Origin of the sequence: Paenibacillus sp. LjRoot56 (assembly GCF_964253335.1) — a bacterium.
Lineage (GTDB): Bacteria > Bacillota > Bacilli > Paenibacillales > NBRC-103111 > Paenibacillus_E > Paenibacillus_E allorhizoplanae.
The window spans coordinates 1,472,700-1,495,883 of sequence record NZ_CAXURV020000002.1 but is presented as its reverse complement, the minus strand read 5'-3'; the positions used below and the strand labels follow the sequence as shown (position 1 = coordinate 1,495,883).

The following is a 23,184-nucleotide window of genomic DNA, read 5'->3' as shown; positions in this document are numbered from 1 at the left end:
CGCTTCCGGGAAGCAACCAGGCGAAAAGGCGGTGGACTTTAAATTAACAAACGCACTAGGCCGGGATGTAATTTTATTTGAAGAGCTCGCGAAAGGGCCGGTTGTGCTGGTCTTCTATCGCGGCGGATGGTGTCCTTTTTGCAATATGCAATTAAAAGCTTACCAGCAGATATTGCCGGAAATCCAAGCGATAGGAGCGCAGCTTATCGCGATTAGCCCGCAAAAGCCGGATCATTCGTTATCACTTCAGGAAAAGGAAGGATTGGAATTTCAAGTCCTTAGCGATCCGAACGGCTTGATAACGGCCAAGTACAATCTACTCTTCGATGTTCCGCCGGGAGTAAGGGAAGTCACGGAAGGTTTCGGACTTGATCTTGCGGAGTACAACAATACCTCCAAATGGATTTTGCCGGTTCCTGCTACTTTCATGATTGATGAGAGCGCCATTATCCGCTCCGCTTATGTCAATCCGAATTTTATGCAGCGTCAAAGCCCGGAGGAAATTTTGCGAGAGCTAAAAAAGCTGTAACGATTTTTGCAGGCAGAATAATCGATTTAGTATAGCTTTAATTGACATCAATCCACAAAGTGGTTGTGATTACAAGATCGGTTATCAAAAAGAGTAAAATAGAAGGAAGGTTGATTTCACATGATAGGAACAGAGAGTAAAAAACAAGAAATTTTAAAAGCTTACGAGTTCAGACGTGCTTGCAAGGCATTTGATACCAACAAAAAGATTACGGATGAAGATTTTCACTTTATTTTGGAGACAGGAAGATTGTCTCCAAGTTCATTTGGCTTCGAGCCGTGGAAGTTTGTCGTGATCCAGAATGCAGCTCTTCGCGAAAAATTAAAACCTGTATCTGGCGGTGCCACGGGACAACTGCCCACTGCCAGCCATTTTGTAATTATATTAGCCAGAAGAGAAGAAGGCTTACGGCCTGACTCGGTTCACGTGAACAAAATGTGGAAAGACATTCATCATATGCCTGAAGAAATTGTGCAAGATTGGTACGATTTCTACAAATTCTTCGTCGAAACAGAACTCGAAGATAATGACCGTCTCATTTTTGAATGGTCAATCAGACAAACCTATATAGCATTGGGAAACATGATGACAGCCGCGGCTCAAATCGGTATTGATTCCTGTCCGATCGAAGGTTTTGATAAAAAGCAGGTGACCGCTATTTTACAAAATGAGGGTATCATTAACGGCGACGATTTCGGTGTAGCCTGTATGGTCGCTTTCGGATATCGTCAAAAGGATCCCTATCGTCCACAAACAAGACAACATCTCGATGAGATTGTTGAATGGCGATAAACTTAAGATGATATTTCTCAGCATCAGGGGACATGTTTCGCTAACAGGTGCTCGAGTTTAAGAATGGGGTTGCTGCGTGTGCGGCAACTCCTTTTTTATGGTGCTAACGGGTAGGATTCTTTGGGGGACTGTAACAACATCAATTTAAGAAAAGGGAGCGTTTGATTTAACATGGCACAAGTTCTATATATTACTGCTAATCCAAAATCAATTGAAAGCTCAGTTGGTCATCGAGTAGGACAAGCTTTTCTTAAAGCTTATTGCGAAACTCATGCAAATGATGAGATTCAGGAAATCAATTTATATGAAGAGAAATTTCCAATCGTGGATCTCGATATCCTTAACAGTTGGGAGAAAATGCGTCGAAGGGGAATGCCATTTTCAGAGTTGAGTCAAGTCGAACAGCAAAAAATGAATGCTTTAAATCAATTTATAGATCGAGTAACGAGCGTTGATAAATACGTATTTGTATCTCCTATGTGGAACTGGAGTATTCCACCACGATTAAAAGAATTTATTGATTCCATTGTGGTGGCCGGAAAAACATTTCATTACACCGAAAATGGTCCTGTCGGACATTTAATAGGTAAAAAAGCCATTCATATTCAAGTTAGCGGCGGTATTTACTCGCAAGGACCTTTAACGAAAATGGATCATAGTCACCCTTATTTAAAACAAGTACTTAACATCATAGGTATACAGAATGTAGAAGTATTATATGTGGAAGGACATGATTTTGACCGAGAGCGAGCAGATGAAATTATTCGCAAGGGTATATCCGATGCAGAAAAGCATGCGATGACTTTTTAATCACGATGTCGATTTCGCCCCGCAGCATTTTACATTTCGTAAATTGGTCTAATAAAAGATATTAGTATTTTATATCTTATCCCAATAAGCTATAAATACTAACCTTTGCTACTCTTATTATAATTGAAAGGATGAGCCAAAATGGCAGGAATATCGAACAAACAAATCTCGATTGACATTGTGCCACTGAGAACAGAGGATCGTAACAGCTGGAACATCTTGGCTCGAAGTTATAAAACCTTTTACGAGACTGATCTCCACGACTCAACATATGATGAGGTGTGGCACCGATTGTTGAATGCTGATGGTATATATGGTTTTGGCGCGCACTTACAAGGAAATTTGGTCGGTATAGCCCACTACCAGTTCCATCGCACTATCTGGATGGATGATGCCTGCTATCTGCAAGATCTATTCGTCGACGAGGCTTCCCGGGGGTATGGGGTGGCTCGGGCACTCATTGAAAGAGTAGCGCAATCGGCGCGAGAAAATAACGCTTCCCGATTCTACTGGCATACTCGTCAAGACAATACCACAGCTCGTTTGCTCTATGACAAGGTTGCCAATTACAAGGGTTTCATTCGTTATGATTATCCGCTTGAGTAAAACCACTACTTTGTAATCTCAGATAAGGTTGTTCCTAATTAATACTGTCCGATAGTTGAGCAGGCTTCCGATCACAATCGCATACCCTTTCAGGAGCCTAAGTTGAATGCTGTTGATCTGATCGGTAATCTCGATATCATCATTCGGAATCCAAACCTTAATATCCTTGATCCGTTTGAATTCGGAATCCAGCGCACGAGTCTGCATCGCAAATATAACTTGCTGGAGCAGCTTCTCATCGACTAATGTTTTGTAATAGGAAATGACTACTTCGTGCTTTCCCAGTGAAACCGTCGTCGTCTTAAAATCGCTCGATTGTGCGGATAGCTGCTTCAGTTGATCCGGATTTTCCAGCTCAGGTTGTAGTTCGGATACATGCTGTTCGGATTTAAGGCGATTGTTCAGCTTCATATACCGACTCCAGGGCTAGAATGATGAGCCATGTTATTTTACTGCGGGAAACCCATATCTATACATTAGGCACAACCCGAAAAATCACATCCGTAATGTGAAATATTTCGCAGAAGGATTCGACTCATTCCGGTTATGATAAACACATGAAATACAAATCACAAAAATAAGGAGTGTTCATCATGAAAAAAGTAGCTATTATCGTACACGCAACGGAGAATGAAGGGGGAAGAGTGTCACATGCCCTGCTGTACGCCCAAGAGCTGCACGAGGCAAATTTCGATGTCAAAATTTATTTCGACGGCCAAGGTACGACCTGGGTCAAAACGCTGGAGGATCCATCCCACATGTTCAATCCCCTTTACAAAGCCGCTAAAGGGCTGGGCCTCATCGCCGGAGTTTGCAATTTCTGCGCGAATGTTTTCGGCGTGACCGAGGATGCCAAATCCGCCGGCCTCCCGACTTTCGCCGATGTTGAAGGACACCTCAGCATAACGAAATTAATTGCGGACGATTACCAAATCATCACCCTTTAATTTCGAAGCGGCTTAAACACCATTTGACAACAGGAAGATGGGTTGGTCAAGACACCTTGATCAGCCCGTTTTCGTTTTCGCTTGACTCTCTCCCGTTTCGGCCATCATATCGCAGGAGTGTTTAAAATTTGCTCCTTACAACTAAATAGTTAGAATACAGTCATGGAGAGCAGAAAAAATCAAATCATTTCATTGGCGTTCAAGCTGATTCAAGAAAAAGGCTTTGTTTGCATGAGCTACGACGATTTATCGAAGCCGCTCGGCGTGACCAAAGCGAGCATTCATTACCATTTCGAAAAAAAGGAGGACTTAGGAGCCGCAATCCTGGAGCGAATGATGGAGCGCTTGGAACAGCTGTTGCTTCGTATCGCTTCATTACCGCCCGAAGAGAGGCTGGAGCATTATTTTTCCGATCGGTTTTCTCGCTTCGGAATGTAGGATATATGTCCCCTATCTTCGGCTGCAAGCGGATTTCGAATCGCTGCCTGAGGCGCTGCAGCACAAAGTAAAAGAAGTGAGCGCTTTTTATCCTGATCCAAATTCTTAAAGCGATTCAGGAAGAAGGCGTCATCGACTCTGCAGCGGAAATCGAACCGCTTACGATCATGATATTGGCAGGCGGTAAAGGGATTTTGCAATATCAGCGGGTATTCGGAAGAAAATTATCCCCTGTTTTTTTCAAACAAATCAATCGGCTTATTCAATAGCCCGGCCGTGACTGGCCGGTTCTTATGACCTAAGCGGGAGCAAGGGGGAGATGGAAATAAAGAATGTCGTATTGTATGGAGCCGATCATTGCGCAGCATGCGCCGAAGCCATAAAGTTCTTTCAACAGGAAGGAATTCCTTACCAATACAAGGACGTCGGAAACGACAAGGAGGCTTTCGCCGAAATGCTTCGTCTCGGTGGTATCGCGACGCCGTTCATCGTAGCCGGTAGACACGTATTTCATTCGTTTGACCGCCAGAAATTGAAGGAGGCATTGAAACCGCATGGATAAGCTTTGGTATTTATCGAGAATCAGCATTTTTGACTCTCTCTCTCCGGAGGATTTTAAGGAAATCGATATGATGGCTCCGATAACACATTTTAATGCAGTTCCCAAAGGCACGCTTATCCAAACTCCTGAACATCATCGCGAAGGCTTGTTTTTCGTAAAAACAGGCACGCTCCGCATGTACAAAGTGAACGCCGAAGGCAAGCAGTTTACGGCTGCGATCCTGGGGAGCGGCAATATGTTCGGCGAAATCGACTCCCTATCGTTCGGAACGCACGACATGTACATCGAAACGATCGAAGAAACCTTGATCTGCTCCGTTCTGCGCGAGCATTTCGAAAAGTTCCTCCTGAAAAGACCGGAACTGGCCATGCGATTTCTGAAGGTTTTAAGCAATCAGCTGAAGGAGAAAGATGAGCTACTTGAAAAGCTGGCCATCGGTAATATCGAAGATCGCGTGCTGCATTTGCTATTTAAATTATCCGAGCAGTTCGGCACGGAAAACGACGGCTTCATCAAAATTGATTTTCCTTTGACCCACCAAGAAATTGCCAATATGATCGGCGTAACTCGCGAATCGGTGACCACGATTTTGAAGGACTTGTCCCAAAAAGGCATCCTTCGAACCGGTCGAATGCAGATCTCGGTTCATTCGCAAAAATTCAGAGCATACTTGAATCATGCTGAGTTTTAACAATAACGAGCGACGACGGGAAATACCGCATTCCGGAAGAAATAAGCTTCGGAATGGCGTTTTCCTTCGGCATAGTCATATTTCTAAGCGTCCAAATCATAGCTGTATTGTTCCGGCATGAAACACCCTGAATGGGGAGATCGGACATGAAACAAGTTATTCAGCATTTGCTGAGTTTCACACCGACGAGGATCGTGCTGGCGCTTGCTTTTTTTGTCCGAATTCACCCTTCTTATTTCGCTAATATTCTACTAACAATTTCTCTTACAATGTCAATGATAGCGGTTACTCTTAAATTTTGACACCGTATAATAGAATTAATGAATAAAGTGTTAGCGCATGCATTCCCTCTGTTCATTTCACAATTTTGAATTGGAAAATTAGCTTAGTTTGGGGGAGTTTCTAATGGATAGAGTTCTACTAATTGAGGACGAAGATATTATCGGAGAAATGATCTGTATGTATCTGAAAGAGGAAGACTTCCTAGTCCTAAGGTCCCGCTATGGTCAGGAAGGCCTTGCAGCATTGCGTGAATTCGAACCGAATCTCATTCTGCTCGACCTGAATCTTCCTGACTTTGAAGGAACTGAGCTGTGTATGTCTCTTCGGAACATAACTCCTGTGCCCATTATTATCATTTCATCCGACTCTAGAGTGAGCGAAAAGGTTGAAGCATTCACCGTAGGTGCTGACGATTACTTAGTTAAACCATTCAGCATGCATGAGATGAAAGCCAGAATACAAGCCCTATTACGGCGTTTCAAACTGGGACACCCTACCGAGACGACAAATCTTCAGGTAGATCATGAAGTTACCGGACCTGCCACGGATTTAAACTTTAATTTGGAAAAAAGAACGCTCTACGTCCGAGGCGAGTCCATCGAAATGACGTTCTCCGAATTCGAGCTTATCCGGCTGCTGTACGAGCATCCCGAACGCGTTTACCGCAGAGAAGATCTCATAAATGCATTACGTGGTTTCGATTCCTACATAAACGACCGTGCCATTGACGTTCATATTACGAATTTGCGCAGAAAAATTGAAGTTAATCCCAAAGAGCCGAAATACATAAAAACCGTGTGGGGCGTAGGCTATAAATTTGTCATTTGAAGATGAGCCAATCCCGTTTGCAGATCGCCGCGGCCGGGTTAGTTGAGGTACAGTAATGCAAATTGTGATGCTCAGGCAACTACTGACATCATTCTTGATAAATGAACATGAATTCAATTTGATAAAAAACGCAGCGTAATTATGGCATCTATTTGAATATTGCTTCCGGGTAAGTCATTCATTTCACATGAAGTTTGTGGACTATCAAGATGGAGCTTTGAAATCCAAATTCGCACATTTGTTGATTTCACCTGAATTCATACGTAGAGATATGTCTGCTGATAACCGCAGTGTTGTTAAAACTTCTTCATGATAAAAACGAGTTTACAATCACTTCAATATTCATCACATTTTTTAAACCACTAGTTAAGGCGTTTCTAACAAATGAACGCGACTCGTCATCGAAGCGTTTTCAATGACTGGATATTTGACCGTAAGATTTGAATAGCAGCGATTGTGTTGGCCAATTGTAATCTGGTTTACAGATGATAAAAGAATTGGGTGGTAAAATTAAATAGAAATGAACGAAATTTGTATTAAAGGAGATGCTCGAAAATGAGTTAATTAGCCTTATCTGGAAAAATAGCACCGGTCACTGGAGGATCTAAGAACAATGCCGCTACCTTTCGATTTAAGCCTTATGATTAATTCACTATTAGGGAATTTGACTACAATGTCTCCATAAATTGCGTGCAGTCTTTACCGTTGTCCAGGCGGATATTTCTTACATGGTAGAAGGCGGTGGATAATTAATATAGGACGAATGTTTGATGAACACGCAGGTGAGTTGTGGAAGTGAGGGAAAGTCTAGACAACGATGCACACAGCTGTAATTATTTAATTTGTGTGCAACATAGTTGTTGGCAAAGTAAATGGATCTTGGTATGATTCCCTCATGAGTTTTGCTTCAAATTTATTTGTAAACAATTTAAATGCTCCGCAATATGAATGAAAACAGAAGAGGAGGCCTTCCTATGCATTATAAAGCGATTATTATCGGTACAGGTCCGGCCGGTCTAACGGCGGCGATCTATTTGGCAAGAGCGAATGTTGCTCCACTTGTTATTGAAGGAATTCAACCCGGCGGCCAATTGACGACAACAACCGAGGTCGATAACTTCCCGGGGTTCCCGGACGGGATTATGGGTCCCGAGTTGATGGATAACATGCGCAAGCAATCAATCCGCTTCGACGCTACGATTCAGCCGGGACGGGTGACGGAAGTGGACATGTCCAAGCGGCCGTTCACGCTGTTCTTGGAGGACGGCGGTCAATTGACGGCTGATTCGCTGATTATTTCGACAGGCGCATCGGCCAAGAAGCTGAGCATCCCCGGCGAAACCGAGAATATCGGTAGAGGTGTCAGCACCTGTGCGACCTGCGACGGCTTCTTCTTCCGCAACAAGAAAATCATCGTGATTGGCGGCGGAGATACCGCGATGGAGGAGGCGCAATACCTGACTCGGTTCGCGTCCGAAGTTCGTGTCGTACATCGCCGCAATGAACTGAAGGCTTCGAAGATCATGCAGGATCACGCACGCGGCAATGAGAAGATCGCTTGGAGCCTGAACCGGACACCGCTCGAAGTAACGGCGGGGCCGATGGGCGTAAGCGGACTGAAGGTGCGTAACAACGAAACGGGCGAAGAGGAGCTGCTGGAAGCCGACGGGATTTTCCTGGCGATCGGCCACACGCCGAATACGGGCTTCTTGGGCGGGCAGCTGCCAACCGATGAGCTTGGTTACCTGCAAGTCATTCCGGGCACATCCCAAACCGCCATACCTGGCGTTTTCGCCTGCGGCGACGTGCAGGACCGCATTTACCGCCAAGCCATTACGTCGGCAGGCAGCGGCTGTATGGCCGCGCTGGATGCGGAACGGTTCTTGTCCGAACAGACGCTTAATATTTTCGCATAACGAATCAATCAATCAATCAATCATTCCTAAGGGAGGCATATGCCATGTCAGTTCAACCGATAACAGATGCTACTTTCCAAAATGAGACCGCAGTGGGCACTGTGCTCGTTGATTTCTGGGCGCCTTGGTGCGGACCTTGTAAAATGATCGCTCCGGTACTGGACGAACTGTCCACCGAGATCGGCGATAAAGCCAAAATCGTAAAAATCAACGTGGACGATAATCCGGATTCCGCGGCCAAGTACAACGTCATGAGTATCCCCACCCTGTTAATATTCAAAGACGGGCAAGTAGTGAACCAACTAGTCGGGGTGCAACCGAGAGATCGATTGAAGGCGGCTATCGAGCAGGCCTGAGAGACAGAAAAAAACACCCATACACCATATTCTACTTAGGAGACAGCGTTCATGACACAATTTCAAGAACGCACAGGAGTAGTGACATTAGGAGGCAACCCGATTACACTTCTGGGACCGGAGATCCAAGTTAAGGATCATAGCACCGGACTTCACAGTAAATAAAGATCTGATGACGGAAGCCCGATCATTCTTATTTTTTATCGTGATGAATGGTACCCGTATTGTAACATGCAGTTAAGGGCATATGAACGTATCATGGGAGATATTCGAGCATTTGGTGCCAGTTTGATTTGATTAATCCGCAAACTCCCGATCATTCTCTTTCCATGAAGGAAAACATGAATTATCCTTTCATGTCTTGAGCGATCCTGGTAATAAAAAGGCAGAGCACTATAATTTGAAATATAAGTTGCCAGATTACATGCATGAATTTTCTTCGTAACGTGGGTATGATACTTGAAGGATCATTGTAATGAAGCATGTTTTTTCTTACTGGAGGGTGCTTCTGGTGTATGGTATCGCCGTTTGAGGTAATTCAAGGTCGTTTCCGCAGAGGATCCGACAGGGAATACCGAGGTGAGGAGCCAGGAAGGTGATTTTCTTCGAAGGAGTAAGTTTTATGAGATCCGCAGTCCGCAGTATCCCAAAAATAATGAAGAGGGTGCGTAAAGAAATGGAAGCACGATTGAACTTAACACACAAAATAGGTCAAGGGATTTCACCTCAACAATTCATGAATGACATGCAAATTCGGGCAATAGAAATCAATAATATCCCGAATACCAAAAAAGAGTTAATCTCCATTTACGAGAATTTCACATGGACGCAAGAAGATCAGAAAGTATTCTTTACCGATTTAAACAATAGCTCCGACCTGCACTGTTTGATTCTATGCACGGATTGGTGCCCGGACGTCATCTGGAACGTCCCCATACTGTTTCGAGTGATGGAGCAGAGCCGCATTACGACTGAAGTGTTGCCCATGGAAGAGCATCTGGAAACCATGGATCTCTTTCTCACAGATGGCGGGCGAAATCAGCCGATCGCGGTTTTCTTGAATGCGTCCGGAGATGTTCTAGGCAGATGGGGAGCGCGTCCAGCCTATATTCAGGCCGTGATGGATCGGTTTAAAAAGAACAATCCAGATAAACAGGAAGCCGATTATAAGGAGAAATTGAACCAAACATATCGAGAGATCGGCGAGCTCTATCAAGCTAGTAACGAATATCAGGAAGTTATCCTTCATGAATTAAGAGATTTGTTTACTACCTTTCCTTCGTGAATTTTCAATCTCTCTGGAAGCAGGGATGAAGTGTTGAGTGCTCAAATAACGGATAACTTTAGTTGAGGAGCTTGCTTCAGGGCGGCTCCTTTTTTTGTCCATTGAAGTAACGGGCAGCATTCCTATTATGATGAAATACGAGATTTGAAGAATAAAAAGACTCCTTGGTATGATGTTAATGGGTCCCAGATGCTGGCCAGCGTCAGACCCAAAAACAAAACCAAGGAGACTGCAACATGCATTCTACTCAAAATGAACGAATTAATCAAATCACTTGGACACGATAGTTCAACATTAAAGGACTGCCGCGTGGCAGTCCTTCGCTCCGTTAACAGGCAGTTTAACGCAACTAAATTAAATCGTAATAAGAACATGCTTCTACAAAAAAGCCAGCCCAGGCGCAAACAATGGTAAGCCAAGTGCATTCTACGCTTCAAACCGTCCAATAAAATATCAATCCGTGACGTTCCAGTTAGGAACGTCTTTTTTGTGCGCCCATGCCGTGGTGTATAAAGTAGACCACCCACCGGAACTGTTGTCAGGCCACATTATCAAAGATAATCGTTGAATAAATCCGTCCATATCTATGCAGATTAATCCATATATGGATGGAGGGGCATTGTAGTGAGTGGATTTGAACTACATTAATTGTCGAGACTGACTGTACGGAATAGAACGTTTAGGAGGGAAATTCAACGTGAATGCATTTAATAATATCAATCGGAATCAGAATCGTAATGACGGAGTTCTCCGGGAGGAGATAGAAGTTGACTCCGATGTTAACGAGGATCCCAACCGAGAGCAGCAATTGGACGCTTCGTTTCAGGACTGGTACCGCAACATTGGGTATTGGGTACATCAAAAGGAAGATATGACTCAGGTGTCAAAGGCGAACGTCTTCGATGCTGCCGCTGATATGGACGCAGAATATGAATTAAACGAGACTACGGAAGACGAAGAGATGGATAGGTAAGGTCAAACTTAGAATCAATAATTGGAGGTAAGAACGATGTCTGATAATACTAAGAACCTGAAAAATGTTGTTGCAAACAAAACGCATATCTTTAAAAACGGGTTTCAATCAGCAACGAATTATGTACAGAACGCCATAGAAAATGTGACTGAATCCACCCAAGACGCAACACAAAACTTGGTGAATAACGTAATGAGAATACGACAAAAAGAAGATGAAGATAAATAGGAGGTGATACAAAATGACTCAAAGGGGCAACCAAAAATCTATGGTTGTAACAAATGACCATAATCAGAATTTACCAAGATCATCAGTATCAGTTTTAAATACAACTGATGAAGTTAAAAATATTGATGACCGAATCAAGGTAGATACAACATCCGAGACATGTCGTGCAAGTTTAGATGGAAATTAATTAGTCTATTAACCACCAAGAAAATGGGGAGTTTTATATACCATTTTCATCATATACCCAAAGAGGTGTTTTATATTGTGGATTATAAAAACAGAACACAAAAGAGATGAAGATGGTGGAACAGTAGCCCTAGAACTGGAAACCGATGATAAGCGTCTTGATGTTAATGTTAGATGGGATGGTTGTACAGAAATTCACGTATATTCACTTACAGAAGAAAATCGTGAACTTAAAGATACTTTTCATACGTGTGATTTAAAAGGATTTATTGATACGTTGCAGACCCTTGATAATGTTTGTCAGGATTACTTTGGTAAGGGAAGTTATTGGGAACGGAAAAAAGATGAAGATGAAGATGAATAGCGCGCACGTGTAGCATAACAATAGAATGCATTTACGCGGGTTTTTGTTTTTTTGTCGGGTGGACAAGAACATTATCTCATTAATTGCCGCGTAAATCGCGGTTTTTTTATTTTATCGGATCAAGTTCTTGTCAAAACCCGAAATTGTGACACAAACCATAGAAGTTTAGCTATATCATGGACTAGACCAGCTTTACCGACATGTGTATAAAATACGGATTTTGTGAAGTAGTATAGCCCAGGGTTTCCCGGGGATCTCTTCTATCGATCCTTTCGTGCCGAATATTATTGTCCCAACATCCGGACAAGCATACCGTACAACAAAGAGTGATTATGAGCGTTTTTAGGATTGGAAAATGTCGACATTGGGCTCACCACCTGTTCCTATATTTTCCTTCACGTTAGTTTTTTATCCCAAGATTAGGTATTTAGATTGAAAGCCAAAAAATCCGCTAATAAGCGGATTTTTTGATTTATTTTAGCTGCGTTCAGTCAGTTGTTGTATCGCTTGTTTATTTCTTAATTGACGGTAGGCTGCTGACATACACATCAAAACACCTGTAGTGACAAAGACACCTACTGGAAACCCCCAGCTCCCCCATGCTGGAACGATCAGCGGCATTAACGAGACACCGAATGCAACAGGTACAGGTGTTTTAAACAACATACAGAGAATAAGTGTTATCAGTACATTGATTACACCAACCCAAACGATTGAACCGGGCAATAGATGATAGACGCCAACCGCAAGAAGAGCTGTCAATGTCAATACCGCCAACCGAGGTGGAATCAATTTCCAACTAAATTTCTCCGTATGAAACACCTCGAATATGAGGGCAAATACAGGTGGAACCACGATAACTTCTACATTTGTAGCGAATGCCAGTCCGATCCAAAGACATAAAATGATGCTAATGATAACCGTATCCGTTATTTTTCGAAAATTTTGCGCACCACTTGGCGTTAACTTTTCTGGTTTCCTCACTTTAAAAGCGGCTAACATTATCACAAAAGTAAACACAGCAGTCGTAATCGCAAAAACATAGTCATGCAAACCTAAAAAGATCGGCAGCAAGGCAGCCGGAATTGTTGGTCCAAAATTGACGCGAAATATGTGCATGAGAACGACTATTATGACAAAACCTAACCAAAGTTTGGACAGAGGCGTTATGGACAGCCCGTTCAAGGAAGTTCCCAGGAATGCAGCTATTGTCGGAGAAAGCCACAGATGAAGGGGCTTCTTTATCCAATGTGGAACTGGAAATACCATCACACCCATGGCCATACCAGCAATTTCTGGGAAGAGAATATCCTTTTGTTGTAGACATACTGAACATATAAGCATGAGAATAACTAACACGTATCCCGATAGAAAACCTCTTGATTTTAACGTATTCCAAATCATTTCTTTAGCCCTCCTTTTCGAGTCCTCCATTTAAAATCCTTGTAAAGATTGTGTATGCTTCCTCCACTTTTCAATTATCAAGCTACGATTATCACAATACACGGTTTGTAAATAGCGGGTCACATTCGTTACTTTTCCTTCTACAAGGACCTCGCGTATCTCAGATGGTTTTGAAGGCACATCATTTCGCTGTACAATCTCAAATTGATCTATTGGTAAAAACATTTGCAAACTTTTTTTATATGAAGTGCGAGCTGGATAGCGTGGTGAGCTTCCCGAATCGTACTTTGTTAGCTTTATCATGTCATAAAAGTCAGTCATCAGCGATTGAGCATCTAATTGAAGGATAGCGAAAGATTCATTTGGTTCTCTTTTTGAGTAAATCGCCAGCATTTTCTGACAATCTAGTTGCGTCGGCCAAAAAAATACGTGCTTATCCACATATTTATGAAATTCCAGATGAGTGGTGTTTGGATCCATCACTTGATCGGTAATCTTTAAATGCGCGTTTGCTATAAAAAGATGTCCGTGAAATTGAATTTCTCTCCTCACTTCCCTCCTTTCATCTGATAAATGTGGATTTGCTTGATTACTTGAATACAAAGCATCCACATGTGATATGGAAGGCAAATTTCGTGCCCTCGTAAAGTGAAATAATGACTTCCTCTTTGAGCTGTTCGTTATTTTTTTTACAATGGAATCGTTCATAGCTGGATACCTCTTGGTTCTCATTTTGTGCGCAATTTAATTATAGTAAATCAATATGTATACGATCAATATCACGTTTTCTATCATAATGATGCTTCATTTCTATAACTTGATCCGTTTCTATAATAAAGAATAGTCCAAAGATTTATTGAAAATCATTGGACTGTTTGTAGTATCTGAAGAATAGATCTCTATTATCCGACAGTCTTGATGCCTTTAAAATTTTGATCACCCTTTAAGCAGATTCCCATTAAATAGCGCCTTTATTGTTCGAACAAAGAGAACGACCAAAACGATATTCATCAAGACAAGAATGATCGCAGCAATGGTAATTAGCGGCCAGGAATGTACAAACATCGCATATTGCAAAGCAGCGTTGCTAAGTGCAGCCAATGGAAAGCTTACACCCCACCAGGAAGCGCCAAACGGAATTGACTTTTTAAATACTTTGAAGAACAAGACAATGAACAAAAACAGACCAAAGTAAAACAAGATCGACGCAAACTGATCAATTCTATGCTCAAAATTAATATAGCCAAGAAATCCAACCTCGAACGGCCCAATCATGATAAGCATAGAAGGCGTTAATCCTGCATGCATTGGAGCATGATGTATCAATCTGGATAGGATCATGGTAAGGAAAACTAAAGCCACAATTCCGCCGATCGCTAGAGAAAGTAAATTAATTTCATGCGCCCATGTAAACGGCATACTCCCACCTGCAACCGCAATATCAAGGGTCCCAACCCCAGGAATAAGCCAAGCAGGTACCGCATGCCCATGTTCGTGATTCCCGTCTAACAAGCGTGTAACGATGATAAAACTAAGCGCTAACGTCGTTACAGTTCCGATGATCCAGAGCACTTGACCAGTCAGTCCACTGTAAGTCCCAACCACGGAAGATAGCAATAGAATGGCAATCGTGATTGTACCAAAGAAATTTCCTATGATGGGATGTTTAAATTCATCTTTGACTTTTTGTGGGTATAGAATCCACTTAGAAATATATCCTAAGCTTAATACGATAAACATGAGCACCGCGGCAATTCCAATGATATCAGCGATTACAAGTGAAGTACCGAATAGCTTACTTGCTTGTCTCCAAGCCAATGACAGACCTGAAATTCCCATAACCGACGCAAATAGATTAACGGGTAAAAATTGTATAGAGCCAATGCTTTTTTGTTTGGGTACGGCAGTTATGGTTTGCATATATGTTGGTCACTACTTTCATCATTTTTTGTGTATATATTCAAATTCAAAAGGATTTCGATTTACCTAAACTCATTTTGTCCCCTCCCTTATTTACCTATTAAAAGGTAGTTGTTTTAGCAACTTAAGTATCATTATTGATTACTTGATGAAAAGTATCAATACTTGATATTCTATCGTTATCATTAATAATATGGATGATTGACTCCACTTCATTTCTACATAATAAGCGGGAGTTTATGATAAAGTAACGTTTAAGGGGATGGATACAACGCATGTACTTTTCGCGAAATACATACTACTAATTTCAATATCAATATAAAAGTGAGGTATATCCTATGGAGTTTCGACAGCTGGAATATTTTATAGCCATTTGTGAAGCGTTGCATTTTACAAGGGCTTCAGAGAAGCTGGGCATGAGTCAGCCGACGCTGAGTCATCAAATTAAATCGCTAGAGGATGAGTTAGGGGTTCCATTATTTGATCGTATTGGCAAAAAGATTGCAATTACCGAAGCGGGTAAAATTTTATTAAATGAGTGCAAAGTGATTTTTTCTTCTTTAAATAACGTCAAAGTACAAATTTTGGAGCTTCAGAAGGTTAATCGCGGAACTTTATCCATAGGTGCACTTCCTGGTGAGTTAACTCAGCTTGTTTCGTCTTTATTGCTCGACTTTCATCATATTTATCCTGAGGTACAAATTAAAATTCTAAATCTAGACGATATTGTGGAGCGAGTCATACAGAATCAAATTGATCTGGCTATCACCATTTTTCCTGTCGAAGATGAACGCATTCGTAAAATTCCATTGTACAAAGAAGATATCTATTTGGCAGCTTCTAGAGACCATGTTTTAGCCGACCGTGAAAGCATTAATTTTGACGAAATCAGCAGTTACCCGCTCATCCTTTTCCCCCAATCCCATAAATGCCGTCAAATTATCGATCTACACAACAGCGTCTGTGGCATAAATATGGAGCCGATCATCGAGACAACGGCGATTGAAACGATTATTGGCCTTGTAAAATCGGGTGCTGGCGTGACCGCGCTATCCAGAACGTACTTGAATATGTATAACGATAACCAATTAACAGCTATTAAAATCGTGAATCCAACGCTGCAAAGGGAAATTGGTATCATCCATCATAAAGATAAGTATTTAAGCCAAGCTGCCCGGTTATTTATCGACTTATTATCACATCATATTGTTAAATTGAAGTTGGCAGAAGAAAGTACGATACTGGCTTAGTCGTGGTTCAAAATTACAAAGAAAAAAGGAGCCGTTAGACGGCTCCTTACCTATTTAGTAAAAATATAGGTTTGTGGCGCAGGCGAAACAATAAACGAACATTTTTTTCGTGAATACCATTCGTCACCCACTTTGACCTCATTCTCATTCCATACGGCAATCATACCCCATCCAACAACTCTTCCGTCCTTCATGACCATGATAAATTGCCCAAATAAAATAGCATTATCTAATTCAATGTCATACTTAACTGTTTCCATCGCTTTTCCACCTTCCTAAATGAAATATGAACTCCTTAAGTTCTTATATCGCATCGTTCTAACGCTTTTTAGTTGTCTTCATATCATGTTTAGCTAGAATGGCTATCGTGCTTGAATCGCTCTTTCTTAATAGTCACTCTCTTCTGCTTCTTACAGCCTCATTATTGAATAATTGATGAAAAGTATCAATATTCGATATTCTATTGTTATCATTAATGAATTGAATCAATATACGAAAAAGCCCGACTAATAGTCGGACTATTCATCGAACTATTCTATTTGCTCCAAGTCGACAGCCCTTAAACGAATAGTCTGAGCGCACGCTTTTTCCCCATTACGTGTGAGCGAGTAATCCCCTCTTTGGTAACTTGGAACGCATAACTCGTTCGTGTAGTTTGGAGATGGAATAATTGCTGAACTTCATCGTACTGAATTGGCATGGATTTTCTTTGGGATCCCTACATGAAATCAAGTCGATGAAATAAAGAATTTCGGTCAGGGTAATTATAACGAATCGGCAAATCCTGTTTGGTTATCGAGATCAATCCATATTTCTCTAAAAAATGCAGTGACCTTTTTGTGATTGAAGGGGTGTCCAAGAAAATGGTTGTAGCTCCTTGCTGCCATGCATACTCAAAAATGACATCAAATAATTCTTGTCCAAAAGAGAGCTCATTCCCGCGATTTTCGATATATATATAAAACTTTTTGATAGGAAAGATATCATGTGTGTTTATCTGCTCCATGGTGTTTTCCCATTTATTCTCTTTCAAGGAAATGAACTCCTGATGATGAAAAGATAATTTGAGCTCAACAATTTCCTCGAAATAACGATTTTTTAACAGCCTTAAACTACACATGTAACTTTCCCTCATTCGTTCAAAATGTATTCAATATCCGACGCTCCAAGTGGCTTACTGTATAGGTAACCTTGCGCTTGATGACATCCACTGTTCAACAACCAAGTATGCTGTTCATGTGTTTCCACTCCCTCAGCAATGACCTTAAGCTTTAATTTTCGAGCCAATGAGATAATCATCTTAGTTAAGGCTTTATCCTGAGGTAAATCTTTGATGAAACTTCTATCTATTTTTAAGGCATCCAATTTAAAGGTTTTGAGATATTGCAATGAAGAATAACCGGTTCCAAAGTCATCAATGGATAGAAAAACACCCATTTCCTTAATCACTTTTAAGGCATCGACGATAGGTCGTTCATCCTTCATTAATGCACTTTCTGTAATCTCAATTTCGATGAATGTAGGTTTAATCTCGTTCTCTCTAAGGATTTCCTTCATTTTATTCACGAAAGAAGCTTGAAGAAACTGCTTCGCAGACACGTTAATAGCAACTCTAACCGGTGGTAGACCTTTTTGTTGCCATTGTTTAATTTGCCTGCAAGCTTCCCGTATGACCCATTCACCTAAAGGCACAATAAATCCAGTTTCTTCCGCTAGCGAAATAAATTCCATCGGTGCAACAATCCCTTGATCTGGATGGTTCCATCGCACCAGCGCTTCAAGACTCTTAATTTCACCGCTATCTAGTTCCACTCTCGGTTGATACTCTAAGAAAAACTGTTGATCTGCAAGAGCTTTCACAAATTGTGATTTAAACACAAACCGTTTATATTCTCCTTCATCAAAGGATGATTGATAAATAACGAATTGATTTCTGCCCTCCTGCTTCGCATGATACATTGCTTTATCAGCTCTTTTCATAAGCATGCTCGCAGTCATACCATGATCTGGAAATACACTTATGCCAGCGCTCATCGTTACTCTTATTTCATGTTTGTCAAGCCATACCGGCTCTTTAAACGCTTCAATAATTCGCTCTGCCATACCGACCATTTGACCACTAGAATGAATCCCTTCTAAAATGACTGTAAATTCATCGCCGCCTAAGCGAGCGACAGTGCCAAATTGGCCTACACATGTTTTAATTCGTTGGGCTATCTGAACGAGCAAACGATCTCCAGCATCATGGCCGAGTGAATCATTAATCCATTTGAAGTGGTCTAAGTCAATAAACATCAGTTCTAGTTTAATGTCCTGTTTATGATGTTTTTGGATCATAGTTGTTAATTTTTCTTTGAAATATCTCCTGTTTCGTAAACCTGTTAAAGAATCGTGATATACTAACGCTAATAATTTCTTTTTCTCCTCGTTACGTTTGATTGCATAAGCTTTCAATTCTCTTAAAATCTCGATAATCTCTAGTTGTTCATGCTGATTTATCTTGACTTGTTTCGAAGACAGCAAGGAATGACTGCGCTTGTTCGGCATTATCATGGCTCGTTTTGTCTTATCGATTGCTCTTAATATCGTAGATAGTGACTCACCGGATGCGAATAGCGATAAGATGTCGCTTTTTATTTGAAGGATTTTATTCCTTGAATTTATTTCACTAATTGATCGTGAATTCATTGTTCTCATCTGTGAAACTCCTCATGGCGTTCAAAATTACATCCGATATTTAAATGACAAGGCACACAATCCTCATCATAACTAGAATTGGTCACGATGTAACCATCCACTCATCAAGAAAAAAAACCATCCAAGTTTACCCAAGAAACCTATTTATTATTGCACTTCATTTTAATAACTTAATAATATAATTTTACTTAATAAGCATACACAAGCGAATAACATATATGATATGATACTTAAAAATTACAAAGAACTGTTGCCAAGTGTGAGAAAAATAGTTAAAAATGACAACCCTATCTATGGAAAGCTGGGTGTTTTTTTGTATTTTATCGTTGCTCATTTAGCGTAACTTCAAATAGTTATGACAAAAATTTGATAAAAGTTGGTATATTTTATGTGGAAGCCGGATCGATCAAGCAAAACGCCTATTTATCAACAAATTGCAGATTACATGGAACACCGCATAGCATTTGGAGAGTTCCCTCCTGGTAGTACGCTTCCTTCCGAACGAAAATTGGCCGCCGTACTGCGCGTTAACCGAAGTACTGTAGTTGCTGCATACGAAGAACTTCGTGCTACTGGCATACTGGTAAGTAGTAAAGGCAACGGTACCATTGTTTCCAACCTGAATGAGGAGAACTCGACTAACCAAACTCCTAACTGGAAAGAGTATGTTGAAGGAGGAAATTTCCTCCCTAATCAACCATTCGTACGCCGTATTCGCGAAGAATTACTTCACAAAAAGGGGCTTATCGACTTTGCAAGTGGCCAGTTGTCACCAGATCTATATCCGCAGGAAATCGTCCGTGAACTTCTACAAAAGCGGCCCTTTCATGAACAACTCGGTTACGATAACCCGCAGGGGTGCGCACAACTTAGAGAAACGCTTGTTTCATTTCTTGCACAGCATCTTCACATTCATACGACGGACTCATCTATATTAATTTCATCTGGTTCCCAGCAATCTTTATATTTGATTTTACAGTGTTTATTAAATCCAGGAGACGCCGTTGCGATAGAAGACCCTTCATACAGTTATTCGTTGCCCATGTTTCAATCGGCTGGTCTTCGTTTATTCCGATTATCCACGGATGAACATGGGATAAATCCAGAAGAAGTTATGGCGTTATATCGCAAGCACAAAATTCGTATGTTATTTGTAAACCCTAATTTCCAAAATCCAACGGGTAGTGTAATGCCATTAGAGCGAAAAATTCGCTTGCTTGAAATTGCATCGGAACTTGGCATACCAATAGTTGAAGATGACACCTTTACATTAACTGCCTTCGATGGTCATCCACCTCCTACTTTGAAATCAATAGATAAAAATAACAATGTCTTATATATTGGATCTCTTTCCAAAACGGCTACTTCTGGCTTACGAATTGGTTGGTTAATTGCTCCACAATCCGTTATTTGTCGATTATCCGATGCCAGACAGCAGATGGATTTCGGATTGAGCAGTATTCCGCAGTGGGTTGCCAATCATTTTATCAAGGAAGGTCATCTCGATAAACACATTCACTTCTTGCGAACAGAATTAGCAAAAAAGAGAAATGAACTCATGCGAGGACTAGCAGAAATCATGGGTGATACCATTTCGTACTCCGTACCTCAGGGCGGACTTACGCTTTGGTGTAGAATCAATCGTGAAGTTGATGAATTTAAATGGCTCGAAGAGTCCACCAAAAGAGGCGTTATCTTTGTTCCGGGAACTGTGTATGGGTCCAAAAAAGGATGGATCCGCTTAAGCTTTGCAAGGCCATTATTCCATGAAATTATTCCAGGTATTCAACAACTCCACGCTGCTTTAGAAATGTGCATTAATTAATCACTCAAAAGGGCCGCAAATCTGCGGACTTTTTCACAAATAATAAGATAGTAACTTATTTAAGAGTAGGTGCAACCTTTTTATCAACATTGCCGTTTAATTTTCTGAAACACAAAAAACCATATGAGGTGAAATAAAATGAAAAAAACAATCAAAACCTTCACGCTAACTGCAGCAACTGCATTGCTATCCCTATCTTTAGTCGGCCAAAGCTTTGCGGCTACTAGCTCCTTCACTGACCTCAACAACATTGCATCAAAAGATAAAATTGTATCCCTACAGCAAAGTGGTATTGTCAGTGGAATGACTTCTACGTTATTTGCACCACAAGAAAAAATGACAGCAGCCCAATCCGCACAACTTCTAGTGAATGCACTTGGACTTAATTTAGATTTGGTCAAATTCGTGAAAGAGCCGAAAGCAACTGATTATTTTGCGAATGCTTCCAATGACGCTTGGTACGCACAGGCGCTTATCGTTGCGGCGGTCAACAATGTTGAACTTCCCAAAGATCTAACCCCTGCTAAAAAACTAACACGTGAAGAGTTCACCCATCAGCTCGTTCGAGCAATCGAAATTAGTAAAAACCTCCCTTTGATTAACCCGGTTGTTGTCGATATTAAAGATGGTGATCAACTAACAGTTGATTACTCGGGATCGATCCAACGTGGACTTAAATACGGAATTATTAAATTGAATACGGAAGGTAAATTCAATCCAAAAGATGAAATTACGCGTGCTGATGCTGCAGAGGAAGTATATAATGCGTTAGATTATCTGAAAACACATCAAGCGCCAGTCACAAACAAAGAGCCTATCTCAGCAACGCAAGGTGTACAGCTTATCACGGATGCACTTGGCAAATTGGGTACAGATATCAAAATCAAGATAGATCCAGATGCCAAAGTGACGCGTGAATCGTTCACCTATCTTCTCGTTCACACGTTTCAAACCAGTGAGAAATTACCGATGATTAAGTTAAATCCTGTCGATATCAAAGATAATGACAAGATCGACTTATCTAATGTTGGCGCCATCCAAACCGCGCTTGCTTTAGATATTGTCGAGCTAAATGCAGACGGTACATTCCATCCGCAAGATGGACTTACCCTTGCAGAGGCAACAGAAATTGCCAATCAAGCGGTAAAAGCTGCTGAGGGGTTAAAGAAATAAATGTAAAAAAACAGACCCATTCTCGAATGAATGGGTCTGCTTTACTTTCCTATTTATCCAAGATTAGCTGCTTGTCGTTTATACAAATCTTCCAATACTAAGCACGCCATCGCTTCAACCACAGGTACGATTCTCGGGCAAATACATGGATCATGTCGACCTATCGTTCGAATTTCTTGTTCCTCACCGTTTACGTTTAACGTCTTCTGGGCAACAGAAATCGAAGAAGTCGGCTTCACGCTAATTCGGAATATAATTTCTTGTCCCGTACTAATCCCACCTAGAATTCCACCAGAATGGTTACTGAGAAATCCGTCACTGTCCATTTCATCATTATGCTCACTACCTAGCATGGAAGCAGCTGAGAACCCTGCACCAATTTCTATCCCCTTCACAGCTCCGATAGATAACATTGCTTTCGCCAATTCAGCATCCAATTTATCAAATACTGGCTCTCCAAGACCAGGCATAACCCCACGAATCCGGCATTCTACGATGCCTCCACAACTATCACCAATCGAAGCAAGTTGCTCAATTTTTTCAATCATTTTGGCTCCTGCAATCGGATCACATGCACGTACCGCATTGCGTTCAATCGCATCTTCATCGAAAGTTTGACTTCGAATACCACCGATTTCAAGGGTATAGGCCAACACTTGTACACCTCTATGTTCAAGCAGCTTACGAGCAATTGCACCACCTGCTACCCTGCCTGCTGTTTCTCTTCCAGAAGCTCGCCCACTTCCGCGATGATCACGGATTCCGTATTTCTGCAGATATGTGAAATCCGCATGGCCTGGTCGAAAAGAATTCTGGATATCATTGTAAGCCTCCGGCTTCATATCTTGATTATAGAGATTAACAAAAAGCGGCGTACCTGTCGTTTTACCTTCGAATACACCTGATAAGATATGAATGATATCATATTCTTTACGTGGAGAGGTCACCGAGGATTGACCGGGCTTTCTTCGATCCATCTGTTTCTGTATATAGGCTTCATCGATCTCTATGCCTGGTGTTACACCATCCACAATGACACCTACAGCGGCCCCATGTGATTCTCCGAAAGTCGTAATTTTGAAAATTTCACCGAATGTATTCCCTGCCATATAAGTATAAGCC

27 protein-coding genes are annotated in these 23,184 nt (G+C 41.4%); 19 read left to right on the top strand and 8 right to left on the bottom strand.

From position 1 onward, the window contains the following. The 4 genes from ACSQ8O_RS19245 to ACSQ8O_RS19230 all read left to right on the top strand — a co-directional run. On the top strand, positions 1-529 hold a 529-nt coding region (locus ACSQ8O_RS19245), incomplete at its 5' end, for a peroxiredoxin-like family protein (protein ID WP_436242927.1). A gap of 120 nt (positions 530-649) precedes the next feature. Then, positions 650-1,321, top strand: coding sequence for an NAD(P)H-dependent oxidoreductase (locus tag ACSQ8O_RS19240; protein WP_436242926.1), 672 nt, complete (start codon positions 650-652; stop codon positions 1,319-1,321). Between the two features lie 171 nt (positions 1,322-1,492). Continuing rightward, positions 1,493-2,131, top strand: coding sequence for an FMN-dependent NADH-azoreductase (locus ACSQ8O_RS19235; protein WP_436242925.1), 639 nt, complete (start codon positions 1,493-1,495; stop codon positions 2,129-2,131). A gap of 141 nt (positions 2,132-2,272) precedes the next feature. Next, on the top strand, positions 2,273-2,737 hold the full coding sequence (locus tag ACSQ8O_RS19230; protein ID WP_436242924.1) for a GNAT family N-acetyltransferase: 465 nt from the start codon (positions 2,273-2,275) through the stop codon (positions 2,735-2,737). A gap of 18 nt (positions 2,738-2,755) precedes the next feature. Here ACSQ8O_RS19230 and ACSQ8O_RS19225 read toward each other — a convergent pair whose 3' ends face one another. Further along, the gene (locus ACSQ8O_RS19225) at positions 2,756-3,148 is read right to left on the bottom strand and encodes a spore germination protein (RefSeq protein WP_436242923.1); all 393 of its coding nucleotides are present in this window, start codon (positions 3,146-3,148) and stop codon (positions 2,756-2,758) included. 182 nt (positions 3,149-3,330) lie between these two features. On the opposite strand from ACSQ8O_RS19225, the gene ACSQ8O_RS19220 reads away from it, so the two are divergent. The 12 genes from ACSQ8O_RS19220 (at position 3,331) to ACSQ8O_RS19165 (ending at position 11,793) form a co-directional block, all read left to right on the top strand. After that, complete coding sequence (locus tag ACSQ8O_RS19220; RefSeq protein WP_436242922.1) at positions 3,331-3,684, top strand: DsrE family protein; 354 nt, start codon at positions 3,331-3,333, stop codon at positions 3,682-3,684. A 162-nt stretch (positions 3,685-3,846) separates the two neighbouring features. Then, on the top strand, positions 3,847-4,122 hold the full coding sequence (locus ACSQ8O_RS19215; RefSeq protein ID WP_436242921.1) for a TetR/AcrR family transcriptional regulator: 276 nt from the start codon (positions 3,847-3,849) through the stop codon (positions 4,120-4,122). A 319-nt stretch (positions 4,123-4,441) separates the two neighbouring features. After that, complete coding sequence (locus ACSQ8O_RS19210) at positions 4,442-4,684, top strand: glutaredoxin family protein (protein WP_436242920.1); 243 nt, start codon at positions 4,442-4,444, stop codon at positions 4,682-4,684. After that, positions 4,677-5,375: a Crp/Fnr family transcriptional regulator gene (locus ACSQ8O_RS19205; protein WP_436242919.1), complete on the top strand. Its 699-nt coding sequence runs from the start codon at positions 4,677-4,679 to the stop codon at positions 5,373-5,375. Before ACSQ8O_RS19210 ends, ACSQ8O_RS19205 begins: the two co-directional genes overlap by 8 nt. A 405-nt stretch (positions 5,376-5,780) precedes the next feature. Then, the gene (locus ACSQ8O_RS19200) at positions 5,781-6,485 is read left to right on the top strand and encodes a response regulator transcription factor (protein WP_436242918.1); all 705 of its coding nucleotides are present in this window, start codon (positions 5,781-5,783) and stop codon (positions 6,483-6,485) included. A gap of 974 nt (positions 6,486-7,459) precedes the next feature. Continuing rightward, positions 7,460-8,401, top strand: a complete 942-nt coding sequence (gene trxB, locus ACSQ8O_RS19195) for a thioredoxin-disulfide reductase (RefSeq protein WP_436242917.1) — start codon at positions 7,460-7,462, stop codon at positions 8,399-8,401. A gap of 44 nt (positions 8,402-8,445) precedes the next feature. Beyond that, on the top strand, positions 8,446-8,757 hold the full coding sequence (gene trxA, locus ACSQ8O_RS19190) for a thioredoxin (RefSeq protein WP_436242916.1): 312 nt from the start codon (positions 8,446-8,448) through the stop codon (positions 8,755-8,757). 622 nt (positions 8,758-9,379) lie between these two features. Further along, on the top strand, positions 9,380-10,042 hold the full coding sequence (locus ACSQ8O_RS19185) for a thioredoxin family protein (RefSeq protein ID WP_436242915.1): 663 nt from the start codon (positions 9,380-9,382) through the stop codon (positions 10,040-10,042). A gap of 697 nt (positions 10,043-10,739) precedes the next feature. Then, positions 10,740-11,015 carry a hypothetical protein gene (locus tag ACSQ8O_RS19180; RefSeq protein WP_436242914.1) on the top strand — a complete coding sequence of 92 codons (276 nt, stop codon included), beginning with the start codon at positions 10,740-10,742 and terminating at the stop codon, positions 11,013-11,015. Positions 11,016-11,051: 36 nt separating this feature from the next. Next, a complete protein-coding gene (locus ACSQ8O_RS19175; RefSeq protein WP_436242913.1) occupies positions 11,052-11,243 on the top strand; it encodes a hypothetical protein in 192 nt (63 codons plus the stop codon). A gap of 13 nt (positions 11,244-11,256) precedes the next feature. Further along, positions 11,257-11,430, top strand: a complete 174-nt coding sequence (locus ACSQ8O_RS19170; RefSeq protein WP_436242912.1) for a hypothetical protein — start codon at positions 11,257-11,259, stop codon at positions 11,428-11,430. A gap of 75 nt (positions 11,431-11,505) precedes the next feature. Beyond that, a complete protein-coding gene (locus ACSQ8O_RS19165; RefSeq protein WP_436242911.1) occupies positions 11,506-11,793 on the top strand; it encodes a hypothetical protein in 288 nt (95 codons plus the stop codon). Between the two features lie 477 nt (positions 11,794-12,270). On the opposite strand, the gene ACSQ8O_RS19160 is transcribed toward ACSQ8O_RS19165, so the two are convergent. The 3 genes from ACSQ8O_RS19160 to ACSQ8O_RS19150 form a co-directional block, all read right to left on the bottom strand. After that, positions 12,271-13,197 (bottom strand): hypothetical protein, encoded by a 927-nt coding sequence (locus tag ACSQ8O_RS19160; protein WP_436242910.1) that lies wholly within the window; start codon positions 13,195-13,197, stop codon positions 12,271-12,273. A 30-nt stretch (positions 13,198-13,227) separates the two neighbouring features. After that, the gene (locus ACSQ8O_RS19155; RefSeq protein WP_436242909.1) at positions 13,228-13,905 is read right to left on the bottom strand and encodes a DUF7002 family protein; all 678 of its coding nucleotides are present in this window, start codon (positions 13,903-13,905) and stop codon (positions 13,228-13,230) included. 228 nt (positions 13,906-14,133) lie between these two features. After that, positions 14,134-15,117, bottom strand: a complete 984-nt coding sequence (locus ACSQ8O_RS19150; RefSeq protein ID WP_436242908.1) for an SLAC1 anion channel family protein — start codon at positions 15,115-15,117, stop codon at positions 14,134-14,136. A 338-nt stretch (positions 15,118-15,455) separates the two neighbouring features. Between ACSQ8O_RS19150 and ACSQ8O_RS19145 the strand changes: the two genes are divergently transcribed. Continuing rightward, positions 15,456-16,367 carry a LysR family transcriptional regulator gene (locus ACSQ8O_RS19145; protein ID WP_436242907.1) on the top strand — a complete coding sequence of 304 codons (912 nt, stop codon included), beginning with the start codon at positions 15,456-15,458 and terminating at the stop codon, positions 16,365-16,367. Positions 16,368-16,417: 50 nt separating this feature from the next. On the opposite strand, the gene ACSQ8O_RS19140 is transcribed toward ACSQ8O_RS19145, so the two are convergent. The 3 genes from ACSQ8O_RS19140 to ACSQ8O_RS19130 all read right to left on the bottom strand — a co-directional run bounded on the left by ACSQ8O_RS19140 (position 16,418) and on the right by ACSQ8O_RS19130 (position 19,064). Then, a complete protein-coding gene (locus ACSQ8O_RS19140) occupies positions 16,418-16,627 on the bottom strand; it encodes a hypothetical protein (protein WP_436242906.1) in 210 nt (69 codons plus the stop codon). 458 nt (positions 16,628-17,085) lie between these two features. After that, positions 17,086-17,400: a hypothetical protein gene (locus ACSQ8O_RS19135; protein ID WP_436242905.1), complete on the bottom strand. Its 315-nt coding sequence runs from the start codon at positions 17,398-17,400 to the stop codon at positions 17,086-17,088. A 98-nt stretch (positions 17,401-17,498) separates the two neighbouring features. Then, on the bottom strand, positions 17,499-19,064 hold the full coding sequence (locus ACSQ8O_RS19130) for a putative bifunctional diguanylate cyclase/phosphodiesterase (protein WP_436242904.1): 1,566 nt from the start codon (positions 19,062-19,064) through the stop codon (positions 17,499-17,501). A gap of 388 nt (positions 19,065-19,452) precedes the next feature. Here ACSQ8O_RS19130 and ACSQ8O_RS19125 point away from each other — a divergent pair, with 388 nt between their 5' ends. Both ACSQ8O_RS19125 and ACSQ8O_RS19120 read left to right on the top strand, forming a co-directional pair. Further along, positions 19,453-20,889, top strand: a complete 1,437-nt coding sequence (locus tag ACSQ8O_RS19125; protein WP_436242903.1) for a PLP-dependent aminotransferase family protein — start codon at positions 19,453-19,455, stop codon at positions 20,887-20,889. 138 nt (positions 20,890-21,027) lie between these two features. Beyond that, positions 21,028-22,062 carry an S-layer homology domain-containing protein gene (locus ACSQ8O_RS19120; protein ID WP_436242902.1) on the top strand — a complete coding sequence of 345 codons (1,035 nt, stop codon included), beginning with the start codon at positions 21,028-21,030 and terminating at the stop codon, positions 22,060-22,062. Positions 22,063-22,115: 53 nt separating this feature from the next. On the opposite strand, the gene aroC is transcribed toward ACSQ8O_RS19120, so the two are convergent. Further along, positions 22,116-23,171 carry a chorismate synthase gene (aroC, locus tag ACSQ8O_RS19115; protein WP_436242901.1) on the bottom strand — a complete coding sequence of 352 codons (1,056 nt, stop codon included), beginning with the start codon at positions 23,169-23,171 and terminating at the stop codon, positions 22,116-22,118. Positions 23,172-23,184 lie beyond the last annotated feature (13 nt).

Coding starts and splice junctions, on each gene's coding strand:
- ACSQ8O_RS19240 (WP_436242926.1), top strand. CDS start 650: ATGATAGGAACAGAGAGTAAAAAACAAGAAATTTTAAAAGCTTACGAG.
- ACSQ8O_RS19235 (WP_436242925.1), top strand. CDS start 1,493: ATGGCACAAGTTCTATATATTACTGCTAATCCAAAATCAATTGAAAGC.
- ACSQ8O_RS19230 (WP_436242924.1), top strand. CDS start 2,273: ATGGCAGGAATATCGAACAAACAAATCTCGATTGACATTGTGCCACTG.
- ACSQ8O_RS19225 (WP_436242923.1), bottom strand. CDS start 3,148: ATGAAGCTGAACAATCGCCTTAAATCCGAACAGCATGTATCCGAACTA.
- ACSQ8O_RS19220 (WP_436242922.1), top strand. CDS start 3,331: ATGAAAAAAGTAGCTATTATCGTACACGCAACGGAGAATGAAGGGGGA.
- ACSQ8O_RS19215 (WP_436242921.1), top strand. CDS start 3,847: ATGGAGAGCAGAAAAAATCAAATCATTTCATTGGCGTTCAAGCTGATT.
- ACSQ8O_RS19210 (WP_436242920.1), top strand. CDS start 4,442: ATGGAAATAAAGAATGTCGTATTGTATGGAGCCGATCATTGCGCAGCA.
- ACSQ8O_RS19205 (WP_436242919.1), top strand. CDS start 4,677: ATGGATAAGCTTTGGTATTTATCGAGAATCAGCATTTTTGACTCTCTC.
- ACSQ8O_RS19200 (WP_436242918.1), top strand. CDS start 5,781: ATGGATAGAGTTCTACTAATTGAGGACGAAGATATTATCGGAGAAATG.
- trxB (WP_436242917.1), top strand. CDS start 7,460: ATGCATTATAAAGCGATTATTATCGGTACAGGTCCGGCCGGTCTAACG.
- trxA (WP_436242916.1), top strand. CDS start 8,446: ATGTCAGTTCAACCGATAACAGATGCTACTTTCCAAAATGAGACCGCA.
- ACSQ8O_RS19185 (WP_436242915.1), top strand. CDS start 9,380: ATGAGATCCGCAGTCCGCAGTATCCCAAAAATAATGAAGAGGGTGCGT.
- ACSQ8O_RS19175 (WP_436242913.1), top strand. CDS start 11,052: ATGTCTGATAATACTAAGAACCTGAAAAATGTTGTTGCAAACAAAACG.
- ACSQ8O_RS19170 (WP_436242912.1), top strand. CDS start 11,257: ATGACTCAAAGGGGCAACCAAAAATCTATGGTTGTAACAAATGACCAT.
- ACSQ8O_RS19160 (WP_436242910.1), bottom strand. CDS start 13,197: ATGATTTGGAATACGTTAAAATCAAGAGGTTTTCTATCGGGATACGTG.
- ACSQ8O_RS19155 (WP_436242909.1), bottom strand. CDS start 13,905: ATGAACGATTCCATTGTAAAAAAAATAACGAACAGCTCAAAGAGGAAG.
- ACSQ8O_RS19150 (WP_436242908.1), bottom strand. CDS start 15,117: ATGCAAACCATAACTGCCGTACCCAAACAAAAAAGCATTGGCTCTATA.
- ACSQ8O_RS19145 (WP_436242907.1), top strand. CDS start 15,456: ATGGAGTTTCGACAGCTGGAATATTTTATAGCCATTTGTGAAGCGTTG.
- ACSQ8O_RS19140 (WP_436242906.1), bottom strand. CDS start 16,627: ATGGAAACAGTTAAGTATGACATTGAATTAGATAATGCTATTTTATTT.
- ACSQ8O_RS19130 (WP_436242904.1), bottom strand. CDS start 19,064: ATGAGAACAATGAATTCACGATCAATTAGTGAAATAAATTCAAGGAAT.
- ACSQ8O_RS19125 (WP_436242903.1), top strand. CDS start 19,453: ATGTGGAAGCCGGATCGATCAAGCAAAACGCCTATTTATCAACAAATT.
- ACSQ8O_RS19120 (WP_436242902.1), top strand. CDS start 21,028: ATGAAAAAAACAATCAAAACCTTCACGCTAACTGCAGCAACTGCATTG.
- aroC (WP_436242901.1), bottom strand. CDS start 23,171: ATGGCAGGGAATACATTCGGTGAAATTTTCAAAATTACGACTTTCGGA.